Raw genomic sequence first — 17,720 nt, 5'->3', positions numbered from 1 at the left:
GCGTCAGCTCCACGGATAGAGGACGATCTTCCCGCACTCGTAGCGGGACTGCTGTTCGAACGCCTCGCCGATCCGGTCCAGCGGGTAACGGTGGGTGATGAACCGCTCGATCTGGTCCGGGACCTGGCCGATCATGTGGAGCAGCCGGCCGGCGTCGTTCAGGTTGATGTCGAGGCTGCCCATCAGCGTCGCTCCCTTCTGCACCAGGTCGTCGTCCACGCGCACGGTCAGCTCGCCGGGCTCGGCCAGGAAGCCGACCGTGCCCAGGCGGTTGACCGCGTCGATGCACAGCCGCTGGTACTCCGGCCGTCCTGAGCAGTCGATCGCGACGTCCACGCCGCCTCCGGTGAGCGACCTGATCTGCTCGCGCAGGTCGCCGTCGCGGGGGTCGAGGACCGCGGCGCAGCCCAGGTCGCGGGCGAGCCGCGCCCGGTACGGGGTGCGGGCCACGCCGATCACGGTCGCGCCCCGGTAGCGGGCGTTGATCACCCCGCCGAGCCCGACCGCCCCGAGCCCGGTGATGAGCACGGTGTCGGAGGCGTCCACGCCGATGCGCCGCATGACCCCGAAGGTCGGGCCCAGCCCGCAGCAGGCCATGGCGGCGTGGTCCAGCGGCATCCCGTCCGGCACCGGCACGCAGAGCCGGGCGGGCTTGATCGCGTACTGGGCGAAGCCGCACTCGCCCGACTCGCTCTTGCACACCTCCAGCGGGTCCTCGGTGGCGGCGCAGTGCGAGTAGTAGCCGCGCCGGCACAGCTCGCAGGTGCCGCAGGGGTACCCGCACAGCGCCACGACCCGGTCGCCCGGGCTGAGCAGGGCGCCCTCGGGCGCGTCGGCGACGACGCCGGCCATCTCGTGGCCGAGCGAGTCGGGCCGGTTGCGTTCCAGGTAGACCTGGTCGCGGTAGGCGACGTACTCGTTGCACATCGGGGCGACCTCGACCTTGAGCAGGACGTAGTCGCGGCGGATGACCGGGTCCGGTTTCTCGGCGAGCGCGCAGGCGCGCGGGCCGGTGATCTGCGCGACCTTCATCGGCCCGGCGCCAGGTAGGTGCCGATGCCGCCGCGCCGGCGCACGTCCACGGTCACGCAGTGGAACGAGCCGCCGAAGGTGTAGACGTGCCGGAAGTCGACCGGGATGCAGCGGAAGCCCCAGTCGGTGAGCATCTCCATCATCGGCTCCTCCTGGCGCTCCACGACGACGGTCCGCTCGTCCACGGAGAGCATGTTCATGTTCACCCACGGGCTGCAGAAGTACATCGGCCAGTCCTCCGGCAGCGCGGGCTGCGGGGCCTTGCGGATGTCCCAGCCGTCGAACAGCTCGTTGTGCACGTAGCGCTCGCGGTTGACCAGCAGCTTGCCGGGCGCGAGCGGCAGCAGGGTGGCGTCGATGTGCATGGCGTGCGGGTCGTTCACCTCGATGGTGTGGACGCGGAACGCGCCGCCCACCGCCTGCTGCAGCCACCGGATGCCGGCCGCGTTGGTGACGTGGCTGCGCTGCGCCACGAGGTCGCGGCCGAAGCGCATGAAGTCGGCGGCGTCGAAGACCGGCTCGAACTCGGTGATCGCCCACTCGTGGTGGTCGCCGGTGGCGAACAGCTCGTCGGTGAGCTGCGGGCGGGGGGCCTGCAGCCATCGGGCGTCCCGTTCGAAGTAGGACTTGAGCAGCGGGCGGAAGGCGTCGCCGTCGAACTGGCGGCAGCGCCACGACATCGGGGATTCGATGATGGTGTCCCCGACGACGATGAGGTGGTCGCGCGGCATCGCCGCGTAGCATCCGCCGGAGCTGGTCCAGTGCGGCGTGCCGAACCCGGCGCGGTGGTCGGCGGGCTCCGGCCTGACCACCTTGACCCCGGCGTCCTCGAGAGCGCGGGCGAGCCCGTCGAGCTCCTCGTCGGCGGCGGCCACCAGGTCCTGCGGGAACGGCCGGCCGCCCTGTTCCTGGAAGAGCCGCCACGAGCCGGGAGGCATCGTGGCGCGCATGGACTCCTGCCAGGTCGGGAAGACGCCGCCGGCCAGCCGGCCGACGATCACCTCTTCGAGGGGGTCCCACTCGGTGTAGGAGCTCACCGCCTTGTCGGGTGAGCGGCCGTCACGGTGGGTCGTGGCAAGCGAGGACACGGTCATGGCTCGTACGCCCTTTCTGTCGCGGATCCACGGCCTGATCTCATCGTCGTCCGCGGCGCTATAACGTCGATCCAGCGACGCTGGGAAGCCGTCAGCTCGCCAGCCCGCCGGCCGTCTCGCCGCCGTCGATGACGAAGGTCTGGCCCGTCACGAACTCCGCCTCGTCGCCGGCCAGGTAGGCGGCGAGCCCGGCGATCTCCTCCGGCCGGCCGAGCCGGCCGAGCGGGATCTTGCGCGCGCAGTCGGCCAGCCGGGCGGGCGAGTACTCGGCCTCCTGCATGGGGGTGAGGACGTAGCCGGGGCAGATGGCGTTGACCCGGATGTCCGGCGCCAGCTCCAGGGCGAGCGTCCTGGTCAGCTCGATCACCCCCGCCTTGCTGACGTTGTAGGCGCTGTAGTCGGGCATGCCGACCATGCCGCTGACCGAGGCGATGTTGACGATGGACCCGCCGTGGCCGCGCATCCGCCGGGTGGCCCGCTGGGCGACCAGGAACACGCCGGTCAGGTTGACCCGCAGGATGCGTTCCCACTCGGCCAGCGGCAGGTCGGCGAAGGCGCACGGGCTGCTGACGCCGGCGTTGTTGACGGCCACGTCCAGCCCGCCCCAGCGGCGGTCGAGCTCCTCGAACGCGGCGTCCACCGCCGCCGGGTCGGTCACGTCGGTGAGCAGCGCCAGGTCGGCGCCGGGCACCCGGTCGCCGAGCCGGTCCAGTGCCTCCTCGTCGCGGTCGAGGACGGCCACCCGGGCGCCGTCGCCGGCGAACCTGCGGGCGATGGCGGCGCCGATGCCGGAGGCGCCGCCGGTGACGACCACTCTGCGTTCAGCCGGTGTCTTCATGGATGCTCCGCCAGGTCTCGGGGTCGAGCGCGCCCGCCGTCCGCGGGTCGTCGCGCAGTTCGCGGTAGACGTCCGCGTTGTGCCGCCGCACCTGGTCGGCGGCGCCGTCGAGCACGCTGCCCGGGGTGAGGTCGACGAGCCAGACGGGACGCAGCCGGGCCCCGTACAGGGCCTTGGCCGCCGACGACTTCAGGCCCGCGTGCACCCACCGCAGCCCGAGCTCGGCCGCCAGGTCGAGCTGGCTGACCAGCACGACGTTGCCGTACTCGTCGACGTCGGCCAGGCGGTCGTAGTCGAAGCCGGCCCAGCGCAGGAAGATCGCGTCGGTGCCCACGTAGTAGAGGCAGAACCCGACGGGGTCGCCGCCGTCACGGCGGCAGACGGCCACCCGGGCGGCCTCCCCCATGCTGTCGGCGTGGCCGCGCAGCGCCGCGAGCTCCTCCTCGGGCCTGCTGTCGATCCCGTACTTGGCCAGCGTCTTGGCCGCCGGGACGCCCAGCAGGTCGACGCACTCGGCGAGCGGCACGTGGCTGATGACATACCCGGCCTCCTCGAAGGCGCGGCGGCCGGCGCGCACCCGGTAGCGCTTGCGCTTCGACAGGTAGCCGGGCCAGTCATCGACCGCGATCCACGCGTCGGCGTCCATCACCACGGGTGGGGCGGTGACCCCGGCGTCGCGGAGCGGCTCCAGCTCGGACGGGGGCAGGTACATCGCCACGCAGGGCCGGCCGTCGGCCCGTTCGCGCAGCTCCGCGACGAGCGCTGGGACGCCTTCCGGCGCGCCGAGGAAGTGGGTCTGGTACCCCTCGCGGGGGCCGACCAGCAGCCCGGCGGGCGGGGGCGCGGGCAGTCCGCGCGCCTCCAGCTGCTCGGTCCATCGGTAGAGCGGCAGCATGGGGGGTTCGGTCAGTTCGGTGTACGGCACCGCGGCGCCGTCGCGGACCACGGCGTCGCTCTTCCCGCCGTACTCGGCGGCGCAGAAGCGCAGCCAGGCGCTGGTCGAGTAGAAGCGGGGGCCCGCCAGGTCGTCCCAGGCTTCCGGGGTCAGTCCGCCGAGCACACCGTCTCCTTCGGGCCGAAGATCTCGTCGCCGACCGACCGGATGCGGGTGACCGCGAAGGCCACGCCGCCGGCCAGCAGGGCTGCCACGGCGATCACCATCGCCGTCCTGACGCCGAGCCGCTCGCCCAGCAGCCCGGCGAGCAGGCCGCCCACCGGGATCGTCCCGTAGACGAAGAACCGGTAGGTCGCGGTCACCCGGCCGAGCAGCTCCGGCGGCACGATGGCGGCGCGCAGGCTCAGGCTGTGCACGTTGAACAGGGCCATGGACAGGCCGTACACGAACAGGCCGGCGGCCAGGACGGCGCCGGCCGCGAGCGGGGGCCCGGCGGCCGCGGGCACCAGGCCGAGCGCGGCGGAGCCGAGGATCATCGTCCAGACCATGGCGCGGCCGATGCCGATGGCCCGGCCCACGCGGTCGGCCACGAACGAGCCGGCCAGCGCGCCGACGCTGCCGATGGCCAGGATGACGCCCAGCAGGCCGGTGGACAGGTGCAGTTCGCGCACCCCGTACAACAGATACAGGGTGAGGATGACCTGCTCGAACAGGTTGAACCAGGCCGAGCCGACGGTGAGCGGGCGCAGCAGGGGGTCGCGCAGCGTCGTGGCCAGGCCCTCTTTGATCTCGGCCCAGGTGGAGGGCCGGTCGGCCGGGCGTTCCGGGGCCGGCTCGCGGTGCCGGATGCTCGCCACGCTGATCGCGGCGGCCAGGTAGGTGACGGCGTTGACCACGATCGAGACGGGCGCCGTCAGCCACTGGACGAGCAGGCCGCCCGCGCCGGGGCCGCCGATGGAGGCGATCGAGTAGGTGGCCTCCAGCCGGGAGTTGGCCTGCACCAGCTGGTCCTTCGAGACCAGCGACGGGAGGTAGACGACGTAGGCCACGTCGAAGACGGCGGTGAGCAGGCCGGTCAGGAAGGCGACGGCGTACAGCAGGGGCATGGACAGCAGGCCGGCCAGGTAGAGCACGGGCACCAGGCCGAGCAGCACGGCCCGGCCCAGGTTGGCGGTGATCAGCGCGGGACGCTTGCGGTTGCCGTCCAGCCACACCCCGGCGAACAGGGTGATCGCCAGCACCGGCGCGAACTGCATCGCGGTCAGGATGCCCAGCTCGCCCGCCGTGGCGTCGAGGGTGAGGATCGCGGTGAGCGGCAGGGCCAGCACGGTGATCTGGGCCCCGAACTGCGACACCGTCTCGCCGCCCCACAGCTTGAGAAAGTCGCCGTGGCGCCAGAGGCCGGACATCACGCCCCCTGGGCGGCGCCGAGCCTCTGGTGCAGGGCCGCCAGCTTGGGGCGGTACGCGGGCACGTCGGACGGGTCGGCCGCGTACCACAGCGACCACAGCTCCACCCCGGTGAAGCCGTAGCGGCGCTTGAACTGGTCGTTGCCCTTGCCGAGCTCCAGCCGGTCCCATCCGCGTTCGAGCCCCAGGCGGAGCAGCTCGTAGAGGGTGAACAGGTAGGGGCTGACCTCCTTGACCACGGTGTGGTCCATGCCGCCGGCCCACAGGTAGAAGCGGCGGTCGTGCTCCATCCCGACGAAGGCGGCGGCCGTGCGGCCGTTCCACTCGGCGCGCACCAGCCGCCCGCCGGGCATGTCGGCCACCGCCTGGAAGGCTTCCCTGTCGTACAGGACGGGCCAGTCGTGCCGTACGGCGGAGCCGTTGGCCAGCTCGACGACCTCGTCGATGCGCGCGGGGGTGGCGTCGGACTCCATGACGAACCGCATCCCCTGCTCGGCGGAGCGCCGCCAGCGCCTGCGGAACTCGGTGCGCTTGCCCACGTCGCGCAGGTCCGGCTCGGGGCCGGTGCCGATGGTCCGGTGGTAGGCGTGGTCCAGCCGGACCATGCCGTCGGGCTGGGCGACGGTGGCCCATTCCAGCGCCGCCTCTAACGGCAGGTTGAGGACGAGCAGGCCGCAGGTGCCCGGTAGCTGCGCGGTGGCGAGCTCCATCAGCCCGGCCACTTCCTGCGGCCGTTCGGCCAGGTAGGCGGGGCCGTAGCCGGCGTAGAGTGAGCTGACGGTGAGGATCGGCCGGTCCCAGATGTCGCCGAGTTCGGTGTCGAGCTCGTAGCCGTGCCAGAAAGGCGAGTACTCAAGGCGCTGGAGCAGGGGGTGGCCCGCCGGCCGCCGGCGTTCGACGGTGTTGGCGTCCCACGCCGTGAGCCATTCGCCGGTGTCGAACACGGTGCGCGCGTGGTGCGTGGTGCGTGGCATTGTCATGGCTTCCTCCACGGTACGGCGGCGCCGTATTCGGCAAACCGTTCACCGTGAAAAGCGGCGCTCACCATGGTGCCCAACTCGTAATGCCAGAATTCCCATGAGTACGGCGCGAAACCTGCGCCGAGCATCGTCCAGTAGAGCATTCTGCGCAGCCGCCTGTATTCGGACCTGGCGTCGTTCTCGTAATGCGTGAGCCACGACCGCTCGTTGAACTCGTCGAATTCGGCGCCGAGGTCCAGCTCACGGCCGGTGGGGTCGCAGAGGGTGACGTCCACCGCGCCTCCGGTGGCGTGCGGCGGCGGCGAGGCGAGAAACTCCTCCCGGTCGGCGGGCGGCAGCGCCAGATACATCTCGACCGTTTCGTCGTCGCCCGGGTCGGGCAGCGTCTCGCGGAACCGGTCGACGATCTCGGCCTGGGTCTCCAGCGTGCGCAGGCCGTCCCAGACCAGGAGGTCGACGCCGTCGGGCAGCGCGGCCGAGGCCTCGCGCAACGCCTCCAGGACGCGGCTCCGCAGGAAGACGCGGCTGCCGGCGGCGGTGATGCCGCGCCGGTGGTAGGCGGGGCCGGCGTGCACGCCGGGCACCCCGGCCACCTCCGCCAGCGGCTCGCCGCACTCGCGCACGCCGATGCCGGGCGGCGGCGACACGGTCGGCTCGATGACGATGGGAGCGTCCGTCTTGGTGATCAAAGCGATCCTCCGAACCAGGTCTTGGCGAATCCTTCGGACAGGCCGGGGGGCAGCTCGATCAGTTCGGCGGCGGACAGTCCCTCCACGGGGGCCGTGTAGCCCCACGCGTACGCCCCGGTGTTGGGCAGCACGACCAGGTCGCCCTCGGCCATCGGGGGCAGCGTCGCGTCCCTGGCGATCACGTCGAAGGAGTCCATGACCGGGCCGAGCACGGCCGCAGGCGTAGGGTCGCCGGACCGGGCGGTGGCGATCTCCACGCCGGCCTCGGGCTCGATGAAGGTGGACTCGAACAGGCCGGCGTACGCGCTGGTGTCGAGGTACACGAGCCGCCGTCCGGCCACGACGCGGTCGGCCACGACGCGGCCCAGCATGGCCATGGCGGGCTGGCAGAGGTACCGGCCGGGCTCGCAGAGCACGTCCACGTCCGCCGGGAGCGCCGCGGCGATCTTCTGGAAGAAGCCCGGGTGGTCGTGGTGGAACCGGTCGCGGGAGCCGGGGAACCCGCCGCCGATGTTGATCGTCGGCACGGTGACGCCCGACTCGGCCAGCCGCTCGCGCAGGCTCATCAGCAGGTCGATGCCGCGCAGGTAGGGCATCCCCTGCGCCATGTCCGCGCCCGCGGTGCCGACGAAGAACGACAGCGCCTCGATCTCCAGGCCGCGGTCGCGGGCCCGTACGGCCAGATCGGCCAGCACGTCGGGACTGTTGCCGAAGCGCACCACCGAGCGGGTGGACTCGCCCGCGTCGGGCGGGCGCAGCCGCAGGGTGATCTTGGCCGTCTCCGGCAGCATGTCCAGGCCCCTGGCGTCGTCCACCACGAACCGGGTCACTCCGGACGCCAGCACCCGCTTGAGGGTCTTCGGCGCGATGACCGGGTTGAGATAGGCGATGCGGTCCGGCGCGACCCCCAGGCCGAGCAGGGTGTCGAGGTGGCCGGGGTTGGTGACGTTGAACTCCTCCACCAGCGGCTCCAGCGCGCGCAGCACCAGCGGGTGGGCGTTGGCCTTGGTGGCGTAGGAGATGCGGGCGCCGAGCCGGGTCCGCAGCTCGGCGACGCCGGCGCGCAGCGTCGCGGGGGCGAACAGGAACGCCGGCGTCTCGACGCGCTCGTCCTCGGCCCAGCCGGCCACCTGGCCGGCCAGCTCTCGGGAAAGCATGACGGCTCCTCAGTGGTAGTCGGGACCGCGCAGCAGGTAGCCGAGCTCGATGCCGCTGGAGTCGATGTTCGGGTCGGTGGAGGTGAAGGCGGCCACGGTCAGCCCGGCCCGCCGGAACAGCTCGTCCCAGTAGGCCTTCCTGGCCAGGCGCTGGCGGGTGAAGTAGTGGATGAGGAAGTACGGGTTCCAGAAGTTCCTGGCCACGCCGTGCCGCATGACGGCCGGGTTGCCGATCTCGTCGCTCACCTCGATGACGACGACGTTGATCCGCGGGAACCTTGACACGACGCCGCGCAGCAGCCCCAGCACCGCGTCCTCGCCTTCCTGCTCCAGGATCTCCTGCAGCACGTAGCCGAGGACGATCAGGTCGGGCCGGCAGTCGGCGGGCGGGTCGCGCAGGAAGTCGGTGGCCGAGGCGTTCACCAGCCGCACCCGGTCGGCCATGCCCGCCCGCTCCACCAGGGACACGGCGGCCTGGTAGCCGTCCGGGTCCGGCTCGACGCCGCAGGCCCGCAGGCCGGGGACGGCGGCGGCGAACTCGGTCAGGTAGAGCGCGTTGCCGCAGCCGAGGTCGAGCAGCTCGCGGGCGTCCACGCCGCCCTGCTCCAGCAGGTCGAGGGTCATCGGCATGCCGTCGTAGCGGCTGATCTCGCAGCTGCCCACGCTCACGTACTCGCCGTCGCGGGTGCACTCGGGGGCGCCGCGGGTGAGGGCGCCGCCGATCTGCTGGATCGTCCCGGCGTACCCGCCGATGAGGAAGGTGTACCAGGCGCGGAACTCGTTGAGCCCGCGAGCCTTGCCGGTCAGCGCGACGTGGTCGTCCTCGACCCGCACGATGTCCTCGTTGGCCAGGTACAGCAGGAACCCGCGCAGCCGGTCGGCGATCATGTTCAGCTCGTCGGCGAGGGCCGCGATCGGGGTCGGCGGCCGGTCGGCCAGCGCGTCGTAGATGCCGGTGTCGAACAGGTGGTGGACGCCCACCGCGAGAAAGTGCTCGCTGATGGGCCGGACGGCCTCGATGAGCCGCAGCTCGAAGGAGGCGTCCACGGTCGTCTTGGGCGGGGTCGACAGGATGGTCACCGCGGGCTCCCGGGTCGGTCGGCGGACGGATCGTTCTCGCGTGAGAAGTCGCCCCAGCGCAGCAGGTCGAACAGCCGCTTGCCGGTGGACGGCGGGCTGAAGAAGAACGTCGTACTCTCCCGGCGGCGCAGCAGCCCGTGCGCGAGGAAGTCCCGCGCGGTCGCGGCCCAGTACCGGGGACCGCTCCGCAGCAGCAGCGAGGCGTAGTCGGCCGCGGTCATCGGGCGGCCGAACCAGTGGTTGACGGAGACGGACGGCGTCCGCGCCCTGATGTCGTGCCAGCAGCCGCGCGGCATGAACAGCACGTCGCCCGGCCCGACGGTGCCGGCGTAGAACACGGCGCGGCGTAGCCGGGGGAAGCGGTCGAGATCCGGCTCCATGAGGTCGACCTGGCTGTTGACCAGGTTGCCGGGGAACGGGTAGACGTCCCTGGCGTGCTCCCACGGCACCAGCACGACGTGCTTCTCGCCCCAGATCTGGCAGAAGAAGTTGTCCTTCAGGTCGGAGTGCAGCATCGACCGGGTGCCGGCCGAGCCGATCCACACCCGGGTGTCCGTGCTGTACGGCAGGCCGCCGCTGAGCGGCTCGAAGTCGTAGTCGCGGGCCGGGAACAGCTCCTCGGCCCTGGTGTAGGCCAGGTAGCAGGGCGAGTCGGCCGGGGTGGTCAGCATCTCGCTGACGAACTCGGCGAACGGCAGCGTGCGCTCGTAGTTCTCCTGGTCCTGGGGGAACAGCACGCCGCTGGCCGGCAGGTCCATCAACGCGGTGACGGTGCGCCGGCCGTGCGTGACGGCGAGGTTCTCCGGCGTCCAGCGGGTACGGGCCGGCCAGGAGTCGGTCAGCCCGGGGAACACCGTCGGGCCGGAGCGGTCGGCGATGGCCCGCCGCACCGCCGTGGGCGTGGGTGCGTCGTGGCGGGGCAGCGGCCGCACGTCCAGCCCGGCCTCGCGCAGCTTCGCGGCCGGGTCAACCTGCAGGTGCAGTGAGCGCATGGCTGAGGTCCTTCGCGGTTCGACGGTTGCTGGGGGTCTGGGTGGCCCACGCGTACGAGGTCTCGGGCACGGTGCCGACGCAGACCAGGCGCGGCTGACCGGTCACGACATATCCGGATTCGGTGTTCGTGACGGTGAGGGCGGCGTCCGGCTGGTACCAGCGGCACCGGTGCGGCCAGAACGTGATGTCGCCCTCGGGCAGCAGCCCGAGCTCCCGCCCGACGTGCGCCATGGCCACCGTGCCGGAGCCGCAGGCCAGCGTCTCGCAGTTGATCGCGCGCTCCCAGGTGCGGTACTCGACCCGGTCTCCTTCGACGCGGGCGAAGTTGAGGTGCACACCCTGCGGGAAGACGTCCCGGTAGGCGCGGTTGACGTGCGAGCCGATGTGGTGGGCGAGCGAGACCGACTCCTCGATGGCGGCGCCGTCGGGCTCGCCGATGGCGCCCCGCGCGTCGATGAACAGCTTCTCCGCCAGCTCGGGCGGCAGGCCGTGCCCCTGGAACAGCGCCAGGTGCGGCTCGCCGCTGAAGGTCAGGTGGCCGCCGAGCTCGCCCACGCCGGGGACGTCGAGGCCGGTGATGTGGTCGATCCCGTCGGCCGGCGGCGGTCCGCTCCTGTTGATGAGCTCCGCCGGGACCGGACGGGTCCGGCCCATGTCGACCCAGGCGCCGTCGTCACCCGCCGTGCCCACGCTCACCGGCCGGGGGCGGCCGGTGGGGAGCTCGGTGAGCACCTCCCACCGGTCGCCGCCGTGCGCCCGCCGCAGCGCGGCCGCGGTGGACAGCAGGCCGTTCCCGCAGCTCAGCGTCTCCGAACCGTCCACCTCGAAGATCCGGAAGAGGTAGTCGGCCCGGCCTTCGGCCGCGGAGAGGTACAGGACGTTGTCCGTGCCGCCGATGCCGAAGTCGCCGTTGAGCGCCCAGCGCGCGAAGGCGGCGCGCTGCTCGTCGTCGGCCAGCGGGGTGCGGGTCTCGTCGACGATGATGAAGGTGTTGCCGAACGAGGTGTACTTGGCGAACTGGATATCCATGATCACACCGAGGTGGGGAGAGGACCGGTGGCCACCGGCAGTCCCACGTCGCTCTGGATCAGCGACTTGACGCCGGCCGCCAGCGGGGTGGAGTCGTCCGGCAACCGGGTGCCGAACAGGTTCTCGCAGTGCCTGGCCCGCAGGTCGCGGTCCTTGCCGTGATACTCGGCCCGCCGGTGCATCATGCGGTAGTTGTCGATCACCGCGACGTCGCCGGCCGACCAGCCGATCTCGATCTCGTGCTCCAGCGTCCAGCGCCGCACGGTCTCCGCCAGTTCGGCCGGGACGGGCGTGCCGTCGCCGAGCGTCATGCCGTAGAACGTCTGCTCCGTCATCGCCTGCAGCATCGTGTTGCTGAAGCTCTCGTCGCCGTTGGGCGTGGTGACGACGATCGGCTGTTCGCAGCAGGTGTACAGGGTGCCGTTGGGGAGGAACTGGTGGCTGAACCCCGGCAGGGACCGCAGCACCTGCTCGATCTCCTCCGTGGTGGCCGTGCCGGTCGCCTTGCGCCAGGTCTCTTCCGCCCAGTGCCGTTCGAAGCGGAGCGTGTTCGCGCGGCAGAACTCCCGCCAGTGCGGGCTCAGCTCGGCGAGCAGCCGCACGCCGTCGACCGCGCCGGTGGGCGCGCCGCCGTCGCTGCCCTCGAACAGGCACATGAACCAGAGCGCGTCCGGCCTGTACGGGTTGTAGGAGTCCTCGGCGTGGAAGCCGAGCGCCTCCCCGCCCTCGGGGTAGTGGACGTGACGCGACCCGGCACACGTGCCGAACCGCTCGGTGAAGGCCTCGAACTCCGCCAGCTCCGGCTGGTAGCCGGTGAAGTACACGTAGCCGTCCTTCTTCAGGAGCGGGACGATGATCGCGGGGTCGAGGTCCGCGAGCCGCTCACCGGGGCCGGCGGCGATTTCGCAGCCAATGGTCTTGGAGAGAATCTTCATTCCACACCTTCCGGGTGTTCCGGCCGTCCTTCACCGTCCAGACTCACCCGGGCCGCTATAGCGGCGGTCGAACCCCATTGGTGCGGCGCTCAATCGCGCGCTCAGCCCTACGGCAGGGAGTCCCTCAGCGACTCCGCCGTCAGGGAGTTCTCGGCCGCCAGCAGTTCGCGCGGGGTGCCCTCGAACATGATCTCCCCGCCCGACCGGCCGCCCCTGGGGCCGAGGTCGATGATCCAGTCGGCGTTCTTCACCACGTCCAGGTTGTGCTCGATGACGATCACCGAGTTCCCATGGTCCACGAGCGTGTCGATGATGCCCAGGAGGCTGTTGATGTCTGACATGTGCAGACCGGTGGTGGGCTCGTCGAGGACGTAGACGGTGCCCGACTTGCCGAGTTCGGTGGCCAGCTTGATGCGCTGGCACTCGCCGCCCGACAGCGTGTTCAGCGGCTGCCCGAGCTGGAGGTAGCCGAGCCCGACCGCGACCACCGACGCCAGCTTCTCGGCGATCTTCGGCTCGGTGAAGAACTCGGCCGCCTCGGCGGCGCTCATGGCCAGCACGTCGCTGATGTTCTTGCCGCGCAGGGTGTGTTCCAGGACCTCCTCGGTGAACCGCTTGCCCGAGCACACCTCGCAGACCGTGATCATCGGGTCCATGAAGGCCAGGTCGGTGTAGATGATGCCCTCGCCCTGGCAGGTGGGGCAGGCCCCGGCGGAGTTGAAGCTGAACAGCGAGGCGCTGACGCCGTTCTCCCGGGCGAACCGGCGGCGGATCTCGTCCATGACGCCGGTGTAGGTGGCCGGGTTGGAGCGCCGGTTGGTGGTGACGGCGGACTGGTCGACGATCACCGCGTCCGGGTGCTGGGCGCGGAAGACCTGGTGGACGAGCGTGCTCTTGCCGGAGCCCGCGACCCCGGTCACCACGGTGAGGACCTCGGTCGGGATCTTGACGGTGAGGTTCTTGAGGTTGTGCAGCGACGCGTCGGTCACCTCGAGATGCCCGGCCGGCCGCCGGAACTCCTCCTTGATCGACAGCTTCTCCCGCATGCACGCGCCGGTGAGCGTGTCGGCGGCGTGCAGGCCCGCGACGTCGCCCTGGTAGACGATCTCGCCGCCGTGCTTGCCCGCGCGCGGGCCGAGGTCGATGACGTGGTCGGCCACGTCGATGACGTCGCGGTCGTGCTCGACCACGAGCACCGTGTTGCCCTTGTCGCGCAGGTGCCGCATCAGCGTCGTGAGCCGGCGCACGTCCTGCGGGTGCAGGCCGATCGTGGGCTCGTCAAAAATGTACGCGACCTCGACCAGCGAGCTGTTGAGATGGCGGATCATCTTGATGCGCTGCGACTCGCCGCCGGACAGGGTGGAGGTCTCGCGGTCCAGGGTGAGGTAGTCCAGGCCGAGGTCGACGAGGTGGCCGAGCCGTTCGAGCAGGTTCTGCACGACGGTGCTCACCTGCGGGGCCTTGATCTCCCTGACGGCCTCGACCAGGGCGTCGGCCTCCAGGGCGGCGAACTCGGCGATGTTGCGCCCGTTGATCCTGCAGGCGAGCACGTCCTTGTTGAGCCGCTTGCCGTCGCAGGTGCGGCAGACCGACGCCGAGACCACGCGTTCGAGCGCGGCGCGGTTCTTGGCGCTCATCTCTTCGGGGTTCTTGCGCAGGTAGAGCCGGTCGAACTTCTCCAGCAGCCCCTCGTACTTGGAGTTGATCTGCCCGCCCTGCCAGTCGAGGGCGATGGCGGCGTCGGCGCCGTGGAGCAGCGCGTCCCACTCCTCACGGCTGTAGTCGCCCAGCTTCTTGTCGTTGTCGAAGAGGCCGGAGTTGGCGTACAGCTTCCAGAACCAGCCGCCGACGGAGAAGGCGGGGTGGTCGATGGCGCCTTCGTTGAGCGAGCGTGACTTGTCGAGCAGCTTGTCGAGGTCGAGCTGCACGCGCCGGCCGAGGCCCTCGCAGTCGAGGCACATGCCGGCCGGGTCGTTGAAGGAGAAGGCGTTGGAGTAGCCGACGTGGGGCTCACCGGCGCGCGAGAACAGCAGGCGCAGCAGCGCGTACAGGTCCGTGATGGTGCCGACGGTGGACCGGGAGTTCCCGCCGAGGCGCTTCTGGTTGATGATGATCGCGGTCGACAGGCCCTCGATGACGTCCGCGTCCGGCTGGCCGTACCTGGGGAGCCGGTTGCGGACGAAGGCGGTGAACGTCTCGTTCAGCTGGCGCTGGGACTCCGCCGCGATGGTGTCGAACACGAGCGAGGATTTCCCCGACCCGGACACCCCGGTGAAAACCGTGATCTGATGTTTCGGCACCTCCACCGAGATGTTCTTGAGGTTGTTCTCCCGGGCTCCTGCGATCGTGATGAATGTAGGTCGCATACCTGCCACGTTAGACAACTTCGCGGTCAATTCATGGCCGCAACCAGACGGGCAGTTCCGTGAGCCGCGCTGTTTGCGATCCCGTGCGCCCCCAGCGCAACTTCTCGAAAGGCACGGCCAGTCGCGCCTCGGGAAATTCCTCGCGCAACACGGAAATCATGATTTTCGACTCCAGTTGCGCCAGTTGCTCCCCGATGCAGTAATGGGCGCCGTCGCCGAAGGTCAGCCGCTTGTCCCGGCTGCGCGCGTTGATGCCCTCGATGTCCACGAGCACCGGCGCGCCCCGGGGCAGCGGCACCCCGTCGATGACCAGGTCCCGCGAGGCGAACCGCCAGAGCGTGTACGGCACCGGCGGGTGCTCCCTGAGCATCCGCTCGACGAACTCCTCCGGGTCGGCGTCCGGGGCCAGATGCCCGGCGAGCGTCTCGGCCAGCAGGAAGCCGAGGAAGGAGCCGGTGGTGTCGTGCCCTGCGAAGATCAACCCCATGATCATGTAGGTCAGCTCGTCGGCCGAGACCTCGCCGAACTCGGCCCGCGCGCGCTCGTACAGCACCCGGGTCATGCTGTCGGAATGGCCGTCCATCGCCGCCCGCACGGCCCGGCCCAGCAGCTCCTCCAGCGAGGAGGTGTCGTCCTCGGTCTCGTCGGCGGTGCCCAGGGCCATGGCCTTCATCGCGCTGACGGCCTTCCTGGCCGTGATCGGATCGGTGACCGGGACGCCGAGCAGGCCGCAGATGACCAGCAGCGGGAAGTTGTAGGCGAAGCCGTTGATCAGCTCGGCCGGCTCGCCGCTCTCCTGCGAGGCGTCGGCGAGGTCGCGGAACAGGTTGCGGGCGATGGCGGCCAGCCGGCCGTCCGCGGCGGCCAGCCTGCGCGGGTTGAAGGCGGGCGCGTGCACCCGGCGCAGCCGCCGGTGGTCGTCGCCGTCGACGGCGATGAGCGTGAACGGGCGCAGCTCCGGCACGGGGCAGTCGAGGCCGTCGTCGACCCCGTGCCAGCTCTCGGGCGCCAGCGTGGGGTCCTTGACCATCCGCGGGTCGGCCAGCACCTCCTTGGCCAGCGCGTAGTCGGTGACCACCCACGCGGGCCCGCCGGCGGGCGCCCGCGTCCGCACCAGCCGGCCGGCCGCGCGCAGCTCGTCGTGCACGTGCGGCTTGCCGCGCATCGGCTGCATCGGGCAGGCGAACGGATCGACCTGGAGGACGGGCTCGGCGCTCATGACAGCACCGAGAATCCGGCGCCGTGCGGGTCGACCAGGTCGGCCCGGACGCCCATCGGGGTGGCGGCGGGCGGGTTCTCCACCCGGCCGCCCAGGTCGACGGCCCGCCGCACGGTCCGCTCGACGTCCTCGACGCCGAACGTGACCGCCCAGTGCGGCCGCACCGCGCCCGTCACGCCCAGCTCGCGGGTGCCGCCCACGGTCCGGCCGGCCACCTGCCACTCCCCCGAGCCGGCGGCGAGGCCGAGCGTGTCGCGGTAGAAGGCGGCGGTCCGGCCGTCGCCGGTGGTGACCAGGTCGACCCGGCGCACCGAGCCCGGCACGCCGATCTCCTCGGCGCCCTGCATCTTCAGCGGCTGCCACACGGCGAACGCCGCCTGCGCCGGGTCGGCGAAGACCGCCATCCGGCCCAGGTCCATGACGTCCATCGGCATCATGATGATCTCACCGCCGGCCGCCTTCACCCGCTCGGTGAGGGCGTCGGCGTCGTCGGTGGTGAAGTAGACCGTCCAGATGGCCGGCATGCCGTGCTCCCCGTCGGGGCCGTAGGGCCGGTGGTACGGGGTGTCGATCTGGTGGTAGGCGACCGCGGCGACGAGCTTCCCGTCGTGGTGGAAGGTCGTGTAGCCGCCGGCCTCCGGTTCGCTGACCTCGTTCGCCGTCCAGCCGAACAGCCCGGTGTAGAACGTCACGGAGGCGGCGACGTCCGGCGAGCCCAGGTCGAACCATGAGGGCGAGCCGGGAACGTAGGTGCTCACAAGGATTCCCTTTCACTGACGGCGGCCGCGCTGGCGTCCCACAGTCGCGCGGCCAGGTCGGGTTCGGCCGTCGGTCCCTGGACCGGAGCCGGCCGTCGGTCGGCGTAGTAGGCGCCGCGCTCGATCCGCTCGGCGGGCTCGGCGGCCAGCCAGAGCAGCGTGTCGGCGCCCTGCTCGGGGGTGCGCAGGAACGGGTTGTAGCGGAAGTACCAGGAGGCGATCGTGCCCCGGCCCACCAGCGTGCGGACCTGGCCCGGGTGGAAGCTGACCGGCAGCACGTCCGGCCACCTCCTGGCGGCCTCGGCCGCGAAGAGGATGTTGGCCTGCTTGGACGCCCCGTAGGCGCGTCCGGCGCTGTAGCGGGCCCGCTCGCCGTTGAGGTCGGCGGGGTCCAGCCTGCCCTCGGTGTACGCGCCGGACGAGGTGAGGATCAGCCGCCCGCCGGCCAGCCGGTCGCGCAGCGAGCACGCCAGCAGGAACCCGGCCAGGTGGTTGGCCTGGATGGTGGTCTCGAAGCCGTCCTCCGTCATGACCCGCGACCGGTGCATGCCGCCCGCGTTGGAGGCCAGCACGTCGACGCGCTCGAAGCGGTCGCGCAGCCGGTCGGCCAGCTCGCGGACCTCGCCCAGGCGGGTGAAGTCGGCGCGCAGACCATACGACCGGACGGGGGCGAGCTCGTCCAGCTCGCTCACCAGCGACGCGAGCCGCCGCTGGTCGCGTCCGACCGCGACCACGCTCGCGCCGCGCCGGGCGAACCCGAGCGCGGCCGCCCGTCCGATGCCCGAGGTGGCGCCGGTGACGACCACCGTGCGGCCGGCGAGCTGAACGTCGTGGGCGGGCTCCATGCCGGTCACGCGGCCGGTCACGCGGCCGGTCACGCGCGTTCCAGGTCGTTGACGAACTCCAGGAACTCCTTCGGGGTGGTGACCTCGGCGAGCTCCTCCTCGGGCAGCTTGCGCCCGCAGGTGCGCTCGACGCGGTGCACGGTCTCGAACACGGCCAGCGAGTCGAAGCCGAGCTCCTCGAACGTCGCGGTCTCGAAGTCGTCCGCCAGCTCGACGTCGTCGTCGCCGGCGACCTGGCGCATGGTCTGCTTGAGTTCCTCGAGGCTGAGCTGAGCCATTTTCCTGCCCTTTCGTCCTCGGCGATGCCCGGACCTTCCGGTCCGCCCGCGCTCAGCTTGGCCACCCGCCGTGCAGTAGCGCTCGAACGGCGATGGACCATCACAAGTCAGGCGGCCCTCTAG

17 protein-coding genes are annotated in these 17,720 nt (G+C 71.4%); all 17 read right to left on the bottom strand.

All coding sequences use genetic code 11. From position 1 onward, the window contains the following. Positions 1–3 precede the first annotated feature (3 nt). Entirely contained in the window at positions 4–1,032 is a 1,029-nt protein-coding gene (locus tag ACGFI7_RS14275) for a zinc-binding dehydrogenase (protein ID WP_393403752.1), read from the bottom strand. Continuing rightward, positions 1,029–2,126, bottom strand: coding sequence for a hypothetical protein (locus tag ACGFI7_RS14270; RefSeq protein ID WP_393403749.1), 1,098 nt, complete (start codon positions 2,124–2,126; stop codon positions 1,029–1,031). Before ACGFI7_RS14270 ends, ACGFI7_RS14275 begins: the two co-directional genes overlap by 4 nt. Positions 2,127–2,217: 91 nt before the next feature. Beyond that, positions 2,218–2,964 (bottom strand): SDR family NAD(P)-dependent oxidoreductase, encoded by a 747-nt coding sequence (locus ACGFI7_RS14265; RefSeq protein WP_393403746.1) that lies wholly within the window; start codon positions 2,962–2,964, stop codon positions 2,218–2,220. Then, on the bottom strand, positions 2,948–4,024 hold the full coding sequence (locus ACGFI7_RS14260; RefSeq protein WP_393403743.1) for a GNAT family N-acetyltransferase: 1,077 nt from the start codon (positions 4,022–4,024) through the stop codon (positions 2,948–2,950). Before ACGFI7_RS14260 ends, ACGFI7_RS14265 begins: the two co-directional genes overlap by 17 nt. After that, positions 4,009–5,268, bottom strand: a complete 1,260-nt coding sequence (locus ACGFI7_RS14255) for an MFS transporter (RefSeq protein ID WP_393403740.1) — start codon at positions 5,266–5,268, stop codon at positions 4,009–4,011. Before ACGFI7_RS14255 ends, ACGFI7_RS14260 begins: the two co-directional genes overlap by 16 nt. Continuing rightward, positions 5,268–6,248 carry a GNAT family N-acetyltransferase gene (locus tag ACGFI7_RS14250; protein WP_393403737.1) on the bottom strand — a complete coding sequence of 327 codons (981 nt, stop codon included), beginning with the start codon at positions 6,246–6,248 and terminating at the stop codon, positions 5,268–5,270. The genes ACGFI7_RS14255 and ACGFI7_RS14250 overlap by 1 nt, the downstream gene beginning before the upstream one ends. Continuing rightward, positions 6,245–6,937: a M15 family metallopeptidase gene (locus ACGFI7_RS14245; protein WP_393403734.1), complete on the bottom strand. Its 693-nt coding sequence runs from the start codon at positions 6,935–6,937 to the stop codon at positions 6,245–6,247. Before ACGFI7_RS14245 ends, ACGFI7_RS14250 begins: the two co-directional genes overlap by 4 nt. Further along, complete coding sequence (locus tag ACGFI7_RS14240; RefSeq protein WP_393403731.1) at positions 6,934–8,094, bottom strand: hypothetical protein; 1,161 nt, start codon at positions 8,092–8,094, stop codon at positions 6,934–6,936. The genes ACGFI7_RS14245 and ACGFI7_RS14240 overlap by 4 nt, the downstream gene beginning before the upstream one ends. A gap of 9 nt (positions 8,095–8,103) precedes the next feature. Further along, positions 8,104–9,174, bottom strand: a complete 1,071-nt coding sequence (locus ACGFI7_RS14235; RefSeq protein ID WP_393403728.1) for a hypothetical protein — start codon at positions 9,172–9,174, stop codon at positions 8,104–8,106. Continuing rightward, positions 9,171–10,166, bottom strand: a complete 996-nt coding sequence (locus ACGFI7_RS14230; RefSeq protein ID WP_393403726.1) for a cupin-like domain-containing protein — start codon at positions 10,164–10,166, stop codon at positions 9,171–9,173. The genes ACGFI7_RS14235 and ACGFI7_RS14230 overlap by 4 nt, the downstream gene beginning before the upstream one ends. After that, positions 10,141–11,196 (bottom strand): hypothetical protein, encoded by a 1,056-nt coding sequence (locus ACGFI7_RS14225; RefSeq protein ID WP_393403723.1) that lies wholly within the window; start codon positions 11,194–11,196, stop codon positions 10,141–10,143. The genes ACGFI7_RS14230 and ACGFI7_RS14225 overlap by 26 nt, the downstream gene beginning before the upstream one ends. A gap of 2 nt (positions 11,197–11,198) precedes the next feature. Next, the gene (locus ACGFI7_RS14220) at positions 11,199–12,131 is read right to left on the bottom strand and encodes a TauD/TfdA family dioxygenase (protein ID WP_393403721.1); all 933 of its coding nucleotides are present in this window, start codon (positions 12,129–12,131) and stop codon (positions 11,199–11,201) included. 107 nt (positions 12,132–12,238) lie between these two features. Further along, the gene (locus tag ACGFI7_RS14215; protein ID WP_393403718.1) at positions 12,239–14,497 is read right to left on the bottom strand and encodes an ATP-binding cassette domain-containing protein; all 2,259 of its coding nucleotides are present in this window, start codon (positions 14,495–14,497) and stop codon (positions 12,239–12,241) included. 31 nt (positions 14,498–14,528) lie between these two features. Further along, a complete protein-coding gene (locus ACGFI7_RS14210) occupies positions 14,529–15,716 on the bottom strand; it encodes a cytochrome P450 (protein ID WP_393403716.1) in 1,188 nt (395 codons plus the stop codon). Continuing rightward, positions 15,713–16,474 carry a VOC family protein gene (locus ACGFI7_RS14205; protein ID WP_393403713.1) on the bottom strand — a complete coding sequence of 254 codons (762 nt, stop codon included), beginning with the start codon at positions 16,472–16,474 and terminating at the stop codon, positions 15,713–15,715. The genes ACGFI7_RS14210 and ACGFI7_RS14205 overlap by 4 nt, the downstream gene beginning before the upstream one ends. Then, complete coding sequence (locus ACGFI7_RS14200) at positions 16,471–17,352, bottom strand: SDR family NAD(P)-dependent oxidoreductase (RefSeq protein WP_393403710.1); 882 nt, start codon at positions 17,350–17,352, stop codon at positions 16,471–16,473. The genes ACGFI7_RS14205 and ACGFI7_RS14200 overlap by 4 nt, the downstream gene beginning before the upstream one ends. Further along, positions 17,349–17,597, bottom strand: coding sequence for an acyl carrier protein (locus ACGFI7_RS14195; protein ID WP_393403707.1), 249 nt, complete (start codon positions 17,595–17,597; stop codon positions 17,349–17,351). Before ACGFI7_RS14195 ends, ACGFI7_RS14200 begins: the two co-directional genes overlap by 4 nt. Positions 17,598–17,720: the final 123 nt, after the last annotated feature.

The organism is Nonomuraea sp. NPDC048826, from assembly GCF_043198225.1.
In the GTDB taxonomy this organism is placed as follows: Bacteria; Actinomycetota; Actinomycetes; order Streptosporangiales; family Streptosporangiaceae; genus Nonomuraea.
The sequence above is the reverse complement of the archived record's forward strand: the minus strand, read 5'-3'. Positions and strand labels throughout refer to the sequence as shown.